The organism is Egicoccus sp. AB-alg6-2 (assembly GCF_041821025.1).
GTDB lineage: Bacteria > Actinomycetota > Nitriliruptoria > Nitriliruptorales > Nitriliruptoraceae > Egicoccus.
The window spans coordinates 279,436-297,236 of record NZ_JBGUAY010000005.1; the positions used below are offsets into that span (position 1 = coordinate 279,436).

11 protein-coding genes are annotated in these 17,801 nt (G+C 71.9%); 3 read left to right on the forward strand and 8 right to left on the reverse strand.

The window, feature by feature from the left end; all coding sequences use genetic code 11:
- Window positions 1-75: 75 nt before the first annotated feature.
- The 4 genes from ACERMF_RS10775 to ACERMF_RS10790 all read right to left on the reverse strand — a co-directional run bounded on the left by ACERMF_RS10775 (window position 76) and on the right by ACERMF_RS10790 (window position 5,349).
- On the reverse strand, window positions 76-2,499 hold the full coding sequence (locus tag ACERMF_RS10775; protein ID WP_373669084.1) for a PAS domain-containing protein: 2,424 nt from the start codon (window positions 2,497-2,499) through the stop codon (window positions 76-78).
- A complete protein-coding gene (locus tag ACERMF_RS10780; RefSeq protein WP_373669085.1) occupies window positions 2,500-3,213 on the reverse strand; it encodes a response regulator transcription factor in 714 nt (237 codons plus the stop codon). It abuts the gene before it with no gap.
- Window positions 3,214-3,307: 94 nt separating this feature from the next.
- Window positions 3,308-4,513, reverse strand: coding sequence for a homogentisate 1,2-dioxygenase (locus ACERMF_RS10785; RefSeq protein ID WP_373669086.1), 1,206 nt, complete (start codon window positions 4,511-4,513; stop codon window positions 3,308-3,310).
- 98 nt (window positions 4,514-4,611) lie between these two features.
- Complete coding sequence (locus ACERMF_RS10790; protein ID WP_373669087.1) at window positions 4,612-5,349, reverse strand: IclR family transcriptional regulator; 738 nt, start codon at window positions 5,347-5,349, stop codon at window positions 4,612-4,614.
- 265 nt (window positions 5,350-5,614) lie between these two features.
- Between ACERMF_RS10790 and ACERMF_RS10795 the strand changes: the two genes are divergently transcribed.
- From ACERMF_RS10795 to ACERMF_RS10805, 3 genes are all read left to right on the forward strand, one after another.
- Window positions 5,615-6,967, forward strand: a complete 1,353-nt coding sequence (locus ACERMF_RS10795) for a cytochrome P450 (protein ID WP_373669088.1) — start codon at window positions 5,615-5,617, stop codon at window positions 6,965-6,967.
- Between the two features lie 144 nt (window positions 6,968-7,111).
- A complete protein-coding gene (locus tag ACERMF_RS10800; protein ID WP_373669089.1) occupies window positions 7,112-7,693 on the forward strand; it encodes a ClpP family protease in 582 nt (193 codons plus the stop codon).
- A gap of 60 nt (window positions 7,694-7,753) precedes the next feature.
- The gene (locus ACERMF_RS10805; protein ID WP_373669090.1) at window positions 7,754-8,473 is read left to right on the forward strand and encodes a type 1 glutamine amidotransferase; all 720 of its coding nucleotides are present in this window, start codon (window positions 7,754-7,756) and stop codon (window positions 8,471-8,473) included.
- Between the two features lie 19 nt (window positions 8,474-8,492).
- Here ACERMF_RS10805 and ACERMF_RS10810 read toward each other — a convergent pair whose 3' ends face one another.
- The 4 genes from ACERMF_RS10810 to ACERMF_RS10825 form a co-directional block, all read right to left on the reverse strand.
- Window positions 8,493-9,101, reverse strand: coding sequence for a DUF2231 domain-containing protein (locus ACERMF_RS10810; RefSeq protein ID WP_373669091.1), 609 nt, complete (start codon window positions 9,099-9,101; stop codon window positions 8,493-8,495).
- Between the two features lie 91 nt (window positions 9,102-9,192).
- Window positions 9,193-9,429, reverse strand: a complete 237-nt coding sequence (locus ACERMF_RS10815) for a hypothetical protein (protein ID WP_373669092.1) — start codon at window positions 9,427-9,429, stop codon at window positions 9,193-9,195.
- 109 nt (window positions 9,430-9,538) lie between these two features.
- Window positions 9,539-13,978: a hypothetical protein gene (locus ACERMF_RS10820; RefSeq protein ID WP_373669093.1), complete on the reverse strand. Its 4,440-nt coding sequence runs from the start codon at window positions 13,976-13,978 to the stop codon at window positions 9,539-9,541.
- A 23-nt stretch (window positions 13,979-14,001) separates the two neighbouring features.
- Entirely contained in the window at window positions 14,002-17,736 is a 3,735-nt protein-coding gene (locus ACERMF_RS10825) for a hypothetical protein (protein WP_373669094.1), read from the reverse strand.
- Window positions 17,737-17,801 lie beyond the last annotated feature (65 nt).

The following is a 17,801-nucleotide window of genomic DNA, read 5'->3' on the forward strand; positions in this document are numbered from 1 at the left end:
CCTGGTGATCATCGGCCGGGACGCGTGAGGACGGTGTGAGGTTTTCGCGGACCATCGGATGGCAACCGTGAGCTCTCACGGCAACGCGTCGTCCACCGCCTGCAGAAGCCGCGCGGGCGTGAACGGCTTCTCGACCACCGTGATCGACCCGGCGGGGAGGTCGCTCCGCTCGTCGAGATCGCGACGGAAACCCGACATGAACACCACCGGCAGGTCGGGTCGGACCGCACGCAGACGGTGCACGAGACCGACGCCGTCGAGCCCGGGCATCGCGACGTCGGCCAGTACCAGGTCCACCTCGTCGTCACCGAGCCGGTCCCACGCCTGCAGGGCGGCATTGCCGTCGGCGGCGCCGTGGACGACGTGGCCGTGGTCTCCCAGGATGCGCAGGGCAGCGCTGCGGACCCCGTCGTCGTCCTCGACCACCAGCACCGTCGCACGTCGTGGCGACGGTCCTTCGTCCGCATCGAGGCCGGCGTCTTCGACCAGAGGGACCCGGCTCGCCGGCAGCACCAGGCGGACCGTGGTGCCCTCACCTGGCGCGCTCTGCAGCTCGATGGTGCCGCCCAGACGGGTGATCACGCCATGCGCGGTCGCCAGGCCGAGGCCGGTGCCCTCGCCGCGCGGCTTGGTCGTGAAGAATGGCTGGAAGGCCCGGGACTGGACCTCCTCCGACATGCCGATCCCGTCGTCGGTCACCGTCAGCACCACGTTCGTCGACGCACCGGGGGCGTCGGCCGCCTCCCCATCGTGCGAGCGGACGGGTTCTTCGAACACGGCGACCCGGACGGTGCCCCGCGAACCGGTGGCGTCGCGGGCGTTGACGACGAGGTTGAGCACGACCTGTTCGAGCTGCCACACCTCGACCGCCGCGACCACCGGCTCGGATGCCACCTCGGTCCGCAGGTCGACCCGATCGCCGACCGCCTGCCGCAGCAACGGCTCGAGGTGCCACACGACCTCGCGCAGGTCCGCCGCTTCCGGACGGACGGCATCGCGCCGGGAGAACAGCAACAGTTGCCGCGTGACCGAGGCGGCCCGTGCACCCGTGTACTCGACCTGACGCAGGTCTTCGGCCACCGCGTCGAGCCCGGCGTCGTCCGGACAGGCGCGTCGGTGGCCGTCGAGACCGGCCTGCGCGAAGGCGACGAAGTTGAGGACGCCCGTCATGAGGTTGTTGAAGTCGTGGGCCACGCCGCCGGCCAATTGCCCCAGACTCTCCAGACGTTGGACCTCGGCGAGACGCTCGAGCATCTCCTCGCGCTCCCGGGCGGCCCGCATCTCGGCGGTGACGTCGACACCGACGCAGCCGATGCCCTGCACCACGCCGTCGGCGTCCTCGATCGGGAACTTGGACAGCCGGACGTCGCGCGTCACCGGCCCCGTCTCGAGCCGGAGCTGTCGGTGCACGGCGACGCGGCCGGCGATCGCGGCCCGATCCATCGCACGCAGCTGTTCGCCGACGTCGGGCCCGAAGCGGTCGGTGATGTCGGTGCCGACGAGGTCCGCCTCGCCCACGCCGACCCAGTCCGCCAGACGCTGGTTGCCGAGCACGAGGGGACCATCCAGGCCCTTGATGTAGATCGCTGCGGGGGCGTTTCCGACCACGGCACTCAGTCGCGCGTGCGCTGCTCGAAGGGCCGCTTCGGCGCGACGTCGGATCGTGATGTCTCGGACGAGCCACTTCGCGGCCGTCCCGCCCCCGGTCGCGAAGCCGGAGACGGCGATCTCGACGGGTCGCGGCTCGTTCGTGGTGCCACCATCGAGCTCGGTCTCGACGAACGCGGTCCCCGCCCCGTGCTTCCCGAGCGCGAGCAGATCCGCGGCGGGGTCGCCGGGCGCGGTCGGGAACCATCGGCTCACGTGGGAGCCGATGAGTTCCTGGGGGGGCCGGCCGACGAACCGTCCGAACATCGGATTGGCGAGCTGCACGACGCCCTGCCCGTCGAGCACCAGGACGCCGTCGGGGGCGAGTTCGATCAACCGCTCGTAGCGGCGCGCCGCATACCGGGTGCCGATCAGCTCCCCCGCATGATCCGCCAGGATGCGCAGCGCCTGCAGCTGATCGTCGCGCAGTCCGGTCTCTCGAGGTTCGCCGTCGATGACGCACAGGCTGCCGAACCGATGCCCGTCGCCGATGCTGATCGGCATCCCCGCGTAGAAGCGGATGAAGGGATCACCGGTGACCAGTGGGTTGTCGGTGAAGCGCTCGTCGGCGTGGGCGTCGGGGACGACCATCGGCGCATCCGACAGGATCGTGTAGCTGCAGAAGGCCGACTCGCGCGGCGTCTCGGTCATCTCCAGCCCGTACCGGGACTTGAACCACTGACGCTGCTCGTCCAGGACGGTGAGCAGCGACGTGCGCGTCCCGCAGATCTGGGCGGCCAGCCGCGTGAGGTCGTCGAACGCCTTCTCCGCGGGCGAGTCGAGCAGGTCGAACTCGCGCAGGGCCGCAAGGCGTTCGGCCTCGTCGGCAGGTCGGGGCGGCACGCGGCGCATCTACGCCTCCGGCCCGTCGTCCTCTGGTGTCGGGTCCGGCTCGCGCAGCCATCGGTACCCGACCCCCACCTCAGTCGCGATGAACGTCGGGGCCGCGACGTCGTCGCCGAGCTTGTCGCGCAACTGACGCACGTACACCCGTAACTGCTGACGTGCCCGACCGCCCGCCGAGCGTCCCCACAGCCGCGTGGTCAACCAGTGGTGGGTCAGCAGCTTTCCGGGCTGCTCGACGAAGGCGAGCAGAAGATCGAACTCCGTCGGCGTCAGAGGCAGCCGTTCGTCGTCCCACCAGACGGCCCGCTTTCCGAGGTCGACGCGCAGTCGACCGAACGCCAGCGCCTCGTCCGCCAACGCCGGCCGTGTGCGCCGCATGACCGCGCGGAGCCGGGCCATCACCTCGCCCATCCCGAACGGCTTGGTGATGAAGTCGTCGGCACCCTCGTCGAGGGCTTCGATCTTGCGCGCCTCGGCGCCGTGCATCGACAGGATGATGATCGGCGTGTCGTCACGGCCGCGGAGGCGGCGGATCACCTCGACGCCGTCCATGTCCGGCAGGCCGAGGTCGAGCAGCACCAGGTCGGGTCGCCGCGTGGACGCCAGCGTCAGGCCCTCCGCACCGGTCGCTGCCAGCACCGGCTCGTGGCCCTCGAGCTCGAGACCGCGACGCAGCGCCAGCCGCACCTGCGGCTCGTCGTCGATGACCAGCGTCCGCACGCCCCCGCCTCCGTGCTCACCCGCTCCAGTCTGACACACCCCTGGCGCGGTGGGGGGCGCAACACAAACGATCTTCCGCATGCAGTGTCGTGTGTCAGCGGCTGATCTCCTCGGTGGGCGCGGCGACCCCGGGCGCCGGATCGGCGGACGCCGTCCAGGACCAGGCGTACTCCTCGCGGTCGAGTTCGCGCGCCAGTGCGGTCAGCCGAAGCGGGCGGAACGCGTCGATCATGACCGCGACCTCGTCGGTCGACGTTGCCCCGAGACTGCCCTCGGCCAGGCCTGGTTGGGGACCGTGGGTCAGGCCGGACGGGTGCAAGGTCAGCGAGGCGACGTCGATCCCACGACGGGAGCCGAACGAACCATCGACGTAGTAGATGAGCTCCTCGGAGTTCAGGTTGGCGTGGCTGTAGGGGATCGGAACCGCCTCGGGGTGCCAGTCGACGGGTCGTGGCACGAACGAGCACACCATGAACCCGTCACCCTCGAAGGTCTGGTGCACCGGCGGAGGCGGATGGATCTGCTTCGTGAGCGGCTCCAGGTCGGCGAGATTGAGCGTCCAGGGGTAGAGGTAGCCGTCCCAGCCGACGACGTCGCAGGGGTGGTGGGGCAGGACGTAGTCCTGCAGCCCGCCGCGGATCCGCAACGTCACCGGGAAGTCGCCCCGCTCGTCGCGGGTGCGCAGTTCGGCGGGACCGTGCAGGTCCCGCTGGGCGAACGGGGCGTGCTCGAGCAGCTGCCCGTATCGGTTGCGGTAGCGGGCCGGCACCTCGACCATCCCCGTCGACACCAGCACCAGGTGACGCTCGGGGGCCGGGCCCGCCGGGACGAAGCGGTGGGTGATGCCGCGCGGGAGCAGGACGTAGTCGCCCTCGCGGTAGGGCAGGTCACCGAGCAGCGTCTCGACGGTTCCGCTGCCCTCGTGGACGAAGACGATCTCGTCCGCCTCGCCGTTGCGGTACCAGCCGCTCATGCCACGGTCGGGACGCGAGAGCCAGACCTCGAGGTCGTCGTTGAACGCGAGCAGGCGGCGCGCCGTCAGCGCGTCGCCGCCCGGTGGCAGCGCACGCGCGTCGAAGCAGTGGTGGACGTGGGCGTCCGGGACCCACTCCTCGCGCTCGAGCGGGCGGAAGTGCCCCACCTGGCGCAGCTGCATCGGCTGATGGAGGTGGTAGAGCGTCGACGCGGGGCCGTCGAAGCCGTCGAGACCGATCACCTCCTCGGTCAGTAACCGGCCGTCGTGCCACAGCTGGGTGTGCCGCTTGGCTGGCACCTTCCCGAACCGCTGGTAACTCGTCATCGCTGGCCCCTGCCGGACGAAGCATGCGTCACGCATGCTGGTCCGGCGGCGACGTCACGACACGGCGCGTGCGCGCAGCGACCGGCAGCCCGGCGACGTCAGGTCGCCCGGCGAGGTCGCCAGCCGAGCCGTTCGGAGATCTCACGGGCACTGCGCAGGACGCGAAGCGCGATCGACTCGGGCTCGGGCAGGCGTGAGGTGGGCGCGACGATCCCGACGGCGGCGACGGCGCGACCCGTGTGGTCGAACACCGGGGCCGCGACACCCGAGGCCCCCGGCTCGAGTTCGTCGCGGGTGTAGGCGACCCCGCGCTGCCGGACCGACTGCAACTCGGGATTGCGCGCGCCCTCGGGCAGGAAGGCGAGCAGCGCCTTGCCATGCGCGGCGATCCCCAGCGGATGCCGGAAGCCGATGCGGTAGTTCACCTGCACGAACCGGTCACCAGGCTCGATCACCTCGACCACGACGAGGTCGTCGCGGTCACGAACGGCGAGGCAGGCGGTCTCGTTGGTGTCGTCCGACAACGCGCGCAGCGGCGGGCCGGCGAGACGCCGGACCTCGAGACCCTGGGCGGCCCGCACGCCGAGCTCGAGCATCGACAAGCCGAGGCGGTACTTGCGGGTCTCGGGGTCACGGGTGACGAAGCCCTCGCCGGTCAGCGTGTCCAGCAGCCGGTACAGCACCGCGCGGTCGAGTCCGGTCGACTCCGCCAGGCCGGAGACCGTCGCGCCGTCGCCGTGTTCACCCAGCGCGTTGAGCAGTGCGAGTCCACGCGCCAGGGTGCGGGAACCGCTGGAGCGTCGGCCGCGCTTGTCGTCGTCGTCGTCCGGTGCCACGTGTCGGATCCTTGTTCGTCGGCGGAGGTGCCCGCCCCAGCAACCTGGAGGGACGCCGCCCGCACACCCGAGTGCGCTCTCGCGACTTGCGAGTGTGCTGCGCGACCCGCGCACGGTCAAGCGGAGCAGCGCCCGAACGGTCGGGCCCCCTCGGTGCGGCCCTGGCTCGTGGCGCGTTGCCGTGGCCACAGGTCGGCGACCGACGGACGCGACCGCGGGCCGCGCCGGCCATGCTGGGTGTCCGCCGCAGGCACAGGAGCCGCTCATGACCGCCGCCCCGGACACCGACACCCGGCCCGCCGAGGTCCCCACGGCCTCGGGCGCCGACACGACCCGCGCGGTGAGCCGGGTGCTGTTGCCGCTGATGTCGCGCGGTCTGCTGCTCCGACGCCCGCCGATGGTCGCCGGCGCCGAGAAACTCGACCTCGACCGGCGTGCTGTCCGCGAGTTGCAGCGGCTGCGGCGGGTGTACGGCCCGGGTCCGGTCCAGTTGGCGCTGCCCCGCAAGATCGCACTCGTCCTCGACCCCGAGCACGTCAAGCGCGTGCTGGCCGAGTCACCGGAACCGTTTCGGGCCGCCAACCTCGAGAAGCGCCATGCGCTGGGCCACTTCCAGCCCTACGGGGTCCTGGCAAGCCACGGTCCCCAACGCGACGATCGCCGCGCCTACAACGAGGCGGTCTTGGACACGCCCGCACCAGTGCACTGCATGGCCGAGTCCTTCCTGGTCAAGGTCCGCGAGGAGGCCGACTCCCTCCTCGCGCTCGGCGAGACGACCGGCCGCATCAGCTGGGACGACTTCATCCAGCGGTGGTACCGGATGGTGCGACGGGTGGTCTTCGGCGATCACGCCGCCGACGACGAGGAGACCACCGAACTGCTCGGCTCACTTCGTGCCGATGCCAACTGGTCCTATCTCAAGCCGAAGTCGCGCCGGAAGTTCGAGCGCTTCGAGGCCCGTCTGCTGCACCACCTCGTGGAAGCGGAACCGGGAAGCCTCGCCCACCTGATGGCGCGGACGCCGGCCTCGGCGGTCACCGTTCCCCACATGCAGATCCCGCAGTGGCTGTTCGCCTTCGACCCCGCGGGCATCGCCACCTGGCGTGCGCTGGTGTTGCTCGAGGGCCACCCCGAGATGATGCGGCGTACGACGGACGAGGTCGCCGACGTCGACCTCGGCTCGCCCCACGAACTGCCGTTCGCGCGGGCGTGCGTCCTCGAATCGCTGCGGCTGTGGCCGACCACACCGGGGATCCTGCGCGACACGACCGAGGAGACCACCTGGGAGACCGGCACGCTCCCCGCGGGCACGGGCATGATCATCTTCGCGCCCTTCTTCCACCGCGACGACGAGCGGCTCGAGTTCGCCGACCGCTTCGAGCCGTCGCTGTGGATGGGCGCTCACGACCCGGATGCCTGGCCGCTGGTGCCGTTCAGTGCCGGTCCGGTCGTGTGCCCCGGCCGAAACCTGGTCCTGCTGTTGACCAGCGCCATGCTCGGGGCGCTCGTCAAAGACCACGAGTACCGCCTGCCCGCGCGTCGCCACCTCGACGCCTCGGAGGCGTTGCCGTCGGTCTACGACCCGTTCCGGGTCGCCTTCGCGATGCGGCGACGCTGATCGGTCACCGACGGCCGCAGCCCGCGAATCGACGTGCCCGTCGCCTTTGCGGGTGGCCGGCTCAACCTCCGGGAGCCGACGCCCCCCGTCGCTACCATCGCCCGCCCGCCGTCGCCGGCACCGTCCCCGATCTGGAGACCCTCCGTGGCCGAAGAAGAGACAACCGAGCTCGAGCAGCTGATCGGCGCGCCACGACGCGTCTACGACAAGCTCTTCGAGCAGCGCAAGCTCTTCCTCAAGGGCCCGCTCGAGGACAAGAACGGCGACCAGCTGATCGCTCAGCTGTTGGCGCTCGACGCCGACAGCAACGAGGACATCACGCTCTACATCAACTCCCCCGGCGGCATCATCACCGGCATGTTCGCGCTGTACGACTCGATCAACCTGCTGCAGAGCAAGGTGAACACCCGCTGTGTCGGCCTTGCGGCCTCCGCGGCGGCCTTCCTGCTGTGCACGGGGACCGGGACGCGTTCGGCGACCGAGAACTCACGGATCATGATCCACCAGCCCCTCGGTGGTGCCCGTGGTACCGCCAAGGACATCGAGATCCAGGCCAAGAACATCGTCTGGATGCGCGAGCGCATCAACGAGATCATGGCCGGACGCACCGGGAAGTCGGTCGATCAGGTCCGCATCGACACCGACCGTGACTTCTGGATGACCGGCGCCGAAGCGGTCGAGTACGGCCTCATCGACGAGGTGCTGCAGCCCGGCCACGGCAGCTGAACCACCCCTCACCGTCACGCCCCGCCCTCGACGGCGGGGCGTGCTGGCGTCAGGACCTCCATGCGGATCGGACTGCTCGAGTGTGACCACGTCGACGCGTCCCTGCGACACGTCGCGGGTGACTACGCCGACATGTTCGCGCGCCTGTTCCGTACGCATGCGCCCGAGCTGACCCTGCAGCGACACGACGTCGCCGCCGGTGACCCGCTCCCCTCGCCCGATACCGCGGATGGCTGGGTGATCACGGGCAGCCGGCACGGGGTGCACGACACCGGCGTGCCCTGGATCGGTCGCCTGGTGGACTTCGTCAGGACCGCCGACGAGGAGGCGGTGCCGGTCGTCGGCATCTGCTTCGGACACCAGCTGCTCGCCCACGCCCACGGCGGGGAGGTACGGCGTGCGGCCCACGGCTGGGGTGTCGGCGTCCACGAGGCCGAGGTGGACGCGCCGGCTCCCTGGATGGCCCCCGATCGCCCGCACTTCCGCCTGCTCGTCAGCCACCAGGACCAGGTCGAACGCCTGCCCGACGGCGCCGTGCGGCTCGCAACGAGCCGCCATGCCCCGGTCGCGGCCTTCTGCCACCGGCGCTCGCTCGGTTTCCAGGGCCACCCCGAGTTCGTACCGGCGTACGCCGAGGCGCTCATGGGTGCCCGGGTCGAACGCATCGGTGCCCCGGTCGTCGAGGCCGCCCGTGCGACGTTGGACACCCCGACCGATTCTGGCATCGTGGCGCGGTGGATCGCGAACTTCCTCCGCGACGGGGCACGCGCACCCGCGTGACGCCGTCGGCTGACCCTCGTCAGCGCGCCGCCGCAGTCCCGACGTCCATGCCGGTCGCACCCGGTCGCACCGACGGACGCGCGTGCCCCCGGCCCTGGCCGGGACCGTCCACGCCGACGCCACGTGCGAACGACAGGTGCCCGCCGAGGTAGCCGCCGACGCTCGCCGCGATGCCACCGGCGAGTCCGTACAGCACGCCGCGACGCCGGCGGCCCCGTGCCTTCGCGAGGAACGAGGTGGCGTAACACACCGTGGCCGTCGTGTTCAACGCCGCATGCACGACCCCGACGCGCTGCTGCCGTGGCGCGGCGCGGCGCCACTCGACGAGGCCGGACGCGATCGTCGGCAGCGCCAGCAGCACGCCGAGCCCGGTCAGCGTCGTGGACGCCGCCCGCCATCGGCGCGGTGCGAGCACGTCCAGGACCGAGGCGCTCATCCACATGCCGAGCGGGAGATCGGTGAGCATCGGATGCAACGCGTGGCCGAGCCAGTCGCCCTCGAGCCAGTCGCGCAACGGCGGTTGCGTCAGGCCGGCGGGTATCGCGGCACCGAAGGCCCGCACGAGCGGATCGAGCCGCTCCTCCTCCTCGACGGCGAGGGCGGCGTCGATCGGGTGTGGACGAAACACGGGCGGCAACCTGTTCGGCGACGCTCGATCCTGCCTCCACGGCGACGCGCCGCCGCGCGCCCGCTCCGTCCGAAGGGGCACCGCACGTGGGTCAGGGGCTCCAGGCGATCATCGCCGCGCTGAGCTCGCCGTTGCGTTCGACCAGCGTCGCCTGCTGTTCCGCGGTGTCCCCGCGCCCCTGCAGCGAGGCCACGTTGGCGTCGAGTTCCCGGCGCGCGGCGACGAGACAATCGCGTGAGCACAGCGAATGCTCGGCGGGCGCCGGGTCGCCACACATCACGCACGAGCCGATGCGTGTCTGCGTGCGTCGAAGAGCGCCGAGTTCCATGGAGCGTGCCTTTTGCGTGAGGTCACGCCAGGCACCCGCTGCTTGACCACCTGACCTCCCGCAGTGTACTGGCCGCGCCGGGTCGGCGGTCGCGGGCGCCTCGGCCGGTTCACATCGCGAAGTCGGTCGCGAACACCAGCCTCCGGCCCGCTGGTTTGCGTGCGGACTCGCCGACGCCGCCGACGGGGCGGTAGACGTACGTCTCGGCCTGGGAGGGATCGGTCTCGAACAGCTCGTGCTCGGTGAGGAGCACACGCGTGTCGACCCCTTCGCGGGCGACCATGGCGGGCAACGTGCCGTGCCAGGACAGGTCCGCCAGGCTGCCTGAACCCGCCCGCAGCCGCACCTCGGGGCCTGCCCGTTTCCAGTCGAGGTCGCCTGCACCCGCCGGACGGGTCTGCACCTGCGCCATCACCTCGCGGGCGGCGTCGGCGATGACCGCGTCGGGCTGACCGAAGAGGTAGCCCTCGGCGAGCGCGTTGTACCCCGCGGGCCCGCGCACCGACACCGCGAACGAGCCGTCGGCCAGCGGCGTCAGCGCGGCCGTACGGTCCGGGAGCAGTTGCACGTGTCCGGGCCGCACCACCGCCGAGGCATGGGCACCGTCGATGGCGTACGGCTGGTAGCGCACGAGCGCCAGGTCGACGAAGGGTTGGTACGCGGCACCGGCGTGCAGTTGCAGGTCGCAGTACCAGAGCTTCCGGGACGGCTCGTAGACGGGCTGGTGACCCACGACGACCGCCCGTCCCGGCACGCCGGGAACCGCGATCCCGGTGCCGACCGCCGTCCGCAACGGCAGATGGTGGATGAACGGACCGGGCGCGACCGGCCGCGAGCGCCAGACCGGATCGGTGCCCCACCTCGTCAGGTGCTCGTCGGATCCCTGCTGGCCGAGCAGCGAGCCGAGCAGACCGCTCAGCGACTCCGTCACGGCGGCCGCCTCCGCCACCTCCCGCCCCAGACCGGCGCCCGCGAGAACCGCCAGGTGCGAGTTCCACTGCGCCTCCTCCGGCGTCGCACGACCGGGTGGGCGCACCGTCTCGACCGAAGCGTGCCGACGCAGCGTCGCCAGCAGGTCATCGGTCGGGTGCCGCGGCGCCGAGCGCTGCCCGACGCGGGCGAGGTCGCCGACCAGTCCGGCCCGTACCAGTTCGCCCACCGCCAGGTCGGCGGCTGCCAGCGCCGTCGGAGGGACCTGGAAGCCGGCGTCACGGTCGATCGGCAGCGTCAGCCAGGGCTGATCACGTACCACGACGCCGAGCAGTTCGTCGTCTCCGGACGAATACCACGGCCGGTTGAGGTAGACCCGTAACCCACCACCGATCCGGCGGCGGACGCGGGTGCGGCGCAGCCCGCCGGGCAGGCGTTCCGACGTCGACGTGGTCTGCACCCCGGCCGTTTCGTGCTCCTCCCACGACCAGGTCGGCACCACAGAGGCCACGTCCGGTGGGTCCGGCCGGTGGGAGGACGGCACGTGCAGCAGCAACTCGGGGCCCCGGTGCTCGATCAGATCGCCACCGAGCACCCGGTCGGTGATCTCGGGCGGGAAGTACTCCCGGAACCGGGTGGACGCCGTCGCCCGGTAGGCAATGCGACGATGCCGGGTGTCGCCGAACTCGTGCCGAAGCAGGTGGGTCGCGCCGACGCCCGGCCGGGATGCGTAGGCGGTCCGGCCGACTCGGGCCTGGTCCTCGCCCGGATCGACGAGGAAATCGCCGACGTGGGCCTGACCGGGGACCTGCCGCGGCCCCGCCTCGTGCAGATCGTCGTGCCACTCGGTCCAGGTCGCGTCGACGTCCAGGCGACCGGTGCTGGCGGCGTGACAGGCGATGGTGCCGTTCAGCGCCGCGAACGTCTCGCCCTGGAACCGGTGGACCCCGGAGTTGTACACGGCCGGCTCGGCGACCTGGACGACCGGCGGCTGCAGCGGCTTCTCGACCGCGTGGACCAGATCGAGCACCGTCCAGGGCGTCAGCATCCAGTGCCTGCCGAGCACGGCGTCCTCCTCCTGCGCGGCGCGGACGGCCTCGCGCTCGAGCATCCACACCCCCAACAGGGGCAGGTCGCCGCGCGGGATCACCGAGCTGACGCGTACCCGCACGTGTGCGGCCTGCGGCAGGAGCACCGTGAGGCACCGCGCGTCGGCGTCCCAGACGGGCGCGCCCGTTCCCTCCTCGACCCTCAGCAGCACCGGTCGACGGTCGTACCAGTCCGGTCCTCCCGGCCAGTCCAGCACCCGGGTGTCGCCGTCCCCGGGCAGTGTGGTGAACGACAGGCCCACCGCGAGCGGGTCGGGCAGGTACGGCAGCGACAGCCGGGCGACGTCGTGCACCACGTACTCACCCGCTCCGAGCACGTTGTGGTGCACCGGGAGCGGATTGCCGGCCGCGTCCAGCGTCGGAAACGGGCGTGGCGGGTCGACGCCGTCGGTGATGGCCCCGGCGTCGGCCGGGGAAGCGAAGGTGCCCTCGGACCGCCGCGCCACCTCGAAGGCGGCGTCGCGCTGTGCGGGCGTCGAGCCCCGCCGGACCGCCTCGTCGAAACACCCGTGGAGTTCGGCGAGTTGCTGCGCACCGATCGGGGCGGCCAGGTGCCGTTCGGCGGCCGCCCGGTAGGCGAGGTCGTCCCGACGGTGGCCGGCAAGGTCCACGACGCGTGGGAGCCGGACGTAGTCCGACGCGCTGACGCCGAGGGTGGAGCGGATCACCAACCGCAGCAGCGACTCACCCTCGGTGAACGGTCGGCGCGGGACCACCGCCGGGGACGGGACCGGGTCCCAGCGCCGGAAGGTCGTGGCGTCGGTGACGTGGCTCGGCTCCAGCAGGGCGGGCTCGACCGAGTTTCCCGCCATGTCGACCAGGCGGGCACGCAATCGGTACGACCCGCCGAACCGCAGCCTCGGCAGCGTGCCGGGCGCCACCCGCGTCTCGACCTCGAGCGGCAGGTCCGTGCCCCGCTGCTCACGGGACACCGGCTCCACGGCCGTGGCGCCGATGCGGTGCCCAGGCCGCGGGGCCGCGAGGCTCCACCCTTCCCAGCCGGCCACGGCTTCGTGCAGGTAGGCCACCCCGACCTCGGCCGCGTTGTGGCTGGCGCTCGCCCGCTTGAGATAGCCCTCGTCGCGTCGCTCGGGTGGGACGATGGGCAGGGGCGCCCGCGCCCCCGAGGCGTCGTCGCGCAGCCAGTACGTGCCGATGCGCTCGTGGAGGCTGAACCACGCGTCCGGATCGGATTCCTCGGCGACGTCCAGGCGGTACCCGCGCGTGACCTCCTCGGCGAACAGCGTCACGTCGCCGTGCACGCGGTCCGCCTCGCGGCGGGCCGTGTCATCCCAGGCGTGCACGACGGCGCCGGCGCGCTGGTCGCGGTACAGCGTCAGTCCCGTACCACGCAGGGCGGGCAGGGTCACCGCGTCGGGCGTCATGGATGCGGCCACCGTGTCGTCGCCGGGCTTGGCGTTCACGGTCTGCGCGGTCGTGACCACCGTGCGGGCGGTGCCGGCCAGCTTGAGTGCCGCCCCGTCGAGGTCGATCTGTTCGACGTGGAACAGGCGGCCGTCCTCGACCCGCAGGGAACCGTCGACGAGTTCGTCCTCGCGGTTGCGTGGTTCGGCGACGAACCGGCCGGCCTGCAGCTCGAAGGCCGTCCACGGCCGTGCGGACTCGTGCTGCAGCCATTCGGGCTCGCCGACGTCGACGAAGCGCAACCGTCCGGTCCCCTCGGCCAGGTGTTCGCCCTCGACGATGGCCAGATCGAGGGCGAGTCCGAGCAGCCGGAGCAGGTCCGGGTAGTCGCCGAGCGTCGCGCACAGTGCGTGGAAATCGGGGTCCGGGCGCCCCGGCTGACCGGGGACGACGTCAGGCCCCTCGGGATCGGCGGCGCCGGGCCGGTCGTAGAACCGCAGGACCTCGTTGATCGTCTGCCGGACTCGTTCCGGTGTGCCCCGCGACGTGTGGACCCGATCGACGATCCGCCCCGGACCGTTCGGGTCGCGCGGTGACGGCGACGTGCCCCGCAGCGCACCGGTCGGGCGTTCCCAGCCCTCCCCCCGCTCACGGCCGTACAGGACCAGCTCGCCGATCGGGTGCAGGATCGAGAGCGGTCCGCCGGTTGCCGGCGGGTGGGTCGTCGGCGACTGCTCGGCGACGGCGGTGTAGGTGTCGCGCACGAGTTCCCTCACGCCAACGGAGGGGAACGAGGCGATGCGGTGGTCGCTCAGGTCCTGGAAGTCGCCCGGCCCGACGTGCACGCCGTCGAACAGGGTGCGCCACAGGTGGGGGTCGGGGCTCGGCGAGTCCGGGTCGGGTGCCAGGGTGAGCGCGCCGACGCCGTCGACCTCGAGCATCAGGGTGGTGTGCAGGATCTCGGCGACGCTGCCCCAGTCCTCGAACCCCGTGCGACCGTCCGGGTTGTCGCGGACCTGCGCGAACTCGCGGAGCGGGAGCCGGTCCCCGCCGGTGTCGAGCCGGGGCGTGACGAACGCCGTGACCCGCAGCCGGCCGTCCCGGCTCGTCCCCGGCAGCGCGGTGAGGATGCCGTCCTCGCGCATCGTTCCTCCCAACCGCTCGACCGTCAGCCGGCGAACGCGTCGCAGTACTCGTCCCACGGACGTGGCAGGTCCGGCTCGCCCGCCCAGGGCCCCATCACCTCGGCGAACGTCGGGTCGCCCGAGCTGCCGGCGAACTTCTTCTCGCAGGTGATGGACACGGAGAACGACAGCAGGGCCACCGACACCTCGACCGAGATGCTCGCCCGGCCGACCGCCTTGCCGCTCGCGGTCTCATAGGTCAGCTCGAGGTAGATCTCGATGCAGGCGCGGATCAGGCCGAGGACGTCCACCTCACCGCGTGCACGGAAGTACCCGGCGAGTTGGGCGCTGGTCTCGCCGCCCTGCGTGAGGACCCGGAAGTAGATCCCGGCCATGACCGACACCGAACCGCTCGCCACACCGAAGTTCAGCGCGACCGCGGCGCCGAACTCGAAGGCGGCCTCGAGTTCGCGAACCTCGGACGGCGTGATGACGACGGCGAAGAAGCCGCCTCCGGCGAACAGGGCGACCTGCAGCCGGAAGGGGTCCTCGCGGCTGGAGAAGGCGAAGCGGACGGCGATGGACTCGCCGATGAACGGGACGGCGAACGCCGCGGCGAAGGTGACGTTGGACAGCGCGAACACACCCATGGCGACCGTGGGGATCGCGACGTCGAAGCCGGCCTCGATGCCCGAAGGGCGCACGTCCAGGTAGGGCGGGTCACTGAAGCCGTCCAGCGGGATGATGCTGCGCAGCGTCTCGACGAAGGCCAACGGCTCGCCGAACACCACGCCGTCCGGTGCACGGAACACGACGTTGACGTCGGTCTTGCGGCCGGGCACAGCCGAGAACTCGAGCCGTTCGAACTGCAGGTGCAGGAACGCGTTCTTCTTCCCGATCAGGTGCAGGTCGAACGGCGCGACGGCGCAGCTGACCAGCGCGCTGGGCGGTGCGCCGGCCGCCGTCGGCGCCTGCACGTCGACGGCGAGTGTCAGGGAGCCATCGCCGACCGGCTCGAAGATGGGGTCGCCGGCCGACGGCCACGGCAACAGGGTCGCGTGCCAGTCGAGACGGGCCCGGACCAGCTCCGGCAACGGGGCACCCGAGGCCACCTTGGCGATCTGCCCGATCCAGTCCCCGGCGCCGGACAGGACGTCGGTGACCCGGTTCAGGACGCTCTCGAGCGCCTCGCGGTCGGCGCGGAGCAGTCCTTCGGCGGCGGCGAGTTGGGACCGGGCTGCCTGTGCGACCCCCAGCAGGTCGGTCGCCGCGGATCTGGCGGCCGTGGCGTCAGGGTCGGCCAGCAGGTCGACGATCCCGTCGAGCAGCGACGTCGCGGCATCGGCCAGCGACTGCAGCGCGGCCGCGGCGCCGTCGACACCCGGAGCGGCCGCCAGCCTGCCGGCCAGCACGCCCACGCGTTCGATGTTGCTGATCAGCATGGTCGCGGCATCGAGGCTCTCGGCGACGAACCTCGGCACCTGGTCGACGGTGCCCTCGGGCAGCAGTTGCCCCAGGCCGACGAGGCCGAACAGCTTGGCCGAGCTGTCGAAGTAGGTCCGGAGATCGAACCCACTGCCCGGGGCCAGTTCGGCGGCCGTCCGCGCCATCGGGCCGAGGCTGCGGGACAGCGACCGGACCGCGATCGACGGGGCGACGAAACCTCCGGATCGGTCGGACTGGGTCGAGAAGTCGAGTTTGGCGCCGCCGACCACGTCCAGGAAGACCTCGGCGGTGGTGCCGGCGAAGCCGTCAGCCAGGTAACGCGAGGGGTAGGCGACGGTGACCCAGGCGTCGGCGCCCGCCAGCGCGCTCATCGCCGGGACTACGACCGACGCGTCCCGCAGCACGGGCTCCAACCCGATCGCGTCACCACCGCGCTGGCGCAGCCCGGTCGAGGTGACGACGTCGAAACGCAGCTGGCGGGTCACCAGGGTCGTGTCGGCGGCAGCCACGCTGGCCGCGTAGGCGACCTTCTGCCCCCGGGCATGGATGGCGTGACCGAGGTTCGCGTACGCCTCGACCACGGCTCGCAGACGGGCATCCGTGTCGCCGTGGTCCTTCTCGACGAAGGCCAGCGGACCTTCGAGCTCGACGAGCCGGTCGTCGAGGTCCACGGCGAGCATGCGGAAGGGAAAGGGGACGCCGTCGACCGTCGGAACGAACATCCACCCCGAGATCGACGGCGTCAGGTCCGTGGGGGCGTTGATGAACGGTGTCGTCGTGGTCAGCAGCCGCACGCTGGAGAACGGGACGGCACGATCGAGCCGTGACCCACCGACGGTCCGCCCGCCAGCGCCCAGGTCGCGGACCGGCTGACGGACGACGACGTACATCCGTTGCACCAGGTAGGCGGTTCCCTGGTGCAGTTCGCGCTCGGTGACCTTCACCAGCGACGCCCGGTGCCCGAACGGCAGCAGGTACCCGGCGTACACGACCTCGACGAAGCTGTCGCGGCCGTACGTGGCGTGGTGGACCCACTTCTCGATGGTCGTGTTGCGCGGCGGGCGGGTCGTGAACCGGCTTCGCAGGGAGCCGCCCAACGCCGACAGCGCCAGGTGCTCGACGTCCACCGGGGGCGGCACGTAGGCGGCCGTGCCCGACGTCCGGGGCCGCTTGGGGTTGGCGGTCTCGTGGACCAGCATCATGCGGTCACGGCTGTTGAGCGGGGCGCGGAAACGGGGTCGGTCCTGCGACCCGTCGGCGTGTGGAAACTCCTCGCCCGAACCGGGCGGGGTGCTGCGGAAGGGGAAACCTGCGAGCTCGTCGAAGTCGCGGGCCCAGACCGCGCGCACGGTGCGGTCGTCGGTGGGGCGCTCGTCGACCCCGTCGTCGGTGCGGGTACCCAGCCGGGTGTGCCACAGCTCGACCCAGCCGGTCACCGAGGTGACCGGCTCCAGCGCGTGCGCGAAACCTGCCTCGGCATGGGGGCTCAGCAGCAGGCGCCACGGCAACTCGAGCGCGGTCTGGATGCCGGTGGGTGGTGCGGGCGTGGTCGGCAGCAGCGTCTCGATCGGCAACGGCTCCAACTCGATCCGCCGGAGCAGATCGGCGTCGAGCCGGAAGGCGCCGCCACCCTGGTGGGAGGCCAGCACGGCTTGGGCCGCCGCGGACGTGCCGAAGCGGGACCGGACGGCCGTCACCGAGCCGCGCATCGCTGCGACGGCGTGGAGCGCGCCCGAGACCGACGCCGCATGTCTCCCGGTCGTCGCGCGGTCGAGCAGCGTCGAGGCGCCGACCACGTCGAAGCGTTCGATGAGGTCGAGGAGCGGGTCTTGTGCTGGCGCCCGTGGCGTCGCCTGGCGCGGCACGCTCAGCCGCAGCCCGGTGAGCGCACGCAGGATGCCCTCGCACGTCCACGGGATCTGCTCGTCCAGCACGCGCAGCACCACCCGCGAGGCACCCGCCAGCCGTGCGCGTACGGGCGGGGTCCGAAACGCCGTCTCGGGTTCCGGCACCCGGTCGTCGGGATCAGGGGGTCGGGAGCCGTCTCCCCTGGCCTTCACGCCACCGCTGGAGGAGAAGAACGCCTCCTCGTGCAGGTGCTGCCCGGCGAGGATGACGCGCAGGAAGCCCACCCGCGCACCATCGGCACGGCGGAGCACCGGCCCGTCCGGCCCTTCCTCGCGCACCAGGTCGACGAAGGACAGGCGCAGGCTGAGCAGATCCGTGGTCCGCAACAGCGTCGCGCGGGGCAGGCTCTCACGGACGCCCTGACCATGACCGGTGATCGGACCGGGCTCGAGCGGTGCCAGCTCGGCGAGGGGGCCCCGCGCCACGAAGCGTTCTGTGGCCGACGCGGCGGTGGTCGGACCCCGGCCCGGTGGGCCGGCAACCCACGCGC

Coding starts and splice junctions, on each gene's coding strand:
- ACERMF_RS10775 (WP_373669084.1), bottom strand. CDS start 2,499: ATGCGCCGCGTGCCGCCCCGACCTGCCGACGAGGCCGAACGCCTTGCG.
- ACERMF_RS10785 (WP_373669086.1), bottom strand. CDS start 4,513: ATGACGAGTTACCAGCGGTTCGGGAAGGTGCCAGCCAAGCGGCACACC.
- ACERMF_RS10795 (WP_373669088.1), top strand. CDS start 5,615: ATGACCGCCGCCCCGGACACCGACACCCGGCCCGCCGAGGTCCCCACG.
- ACERMF_RS10805 (WP_373669090.1), top strand. CDS start 7,754: ATGCGGATCGGACTGCTCGAGTGTGACCACGTCGACGCGTCCCTGCGA.
- ACERMF_RS10815 (WP_373669092.1), bottom strand. CDS start 9,429: ATGGAACTCGGCGCTCTTCGACGCACGCAGACACGCATCGGCTCGTGC.
- ACERMF_RS10820 (WP_373669093.1), bottom strand. CDS start 13,978: ATGCGCGAGGACGGCATCCTCACCGCGCTGCCGGGGACGAGCCGGGAC.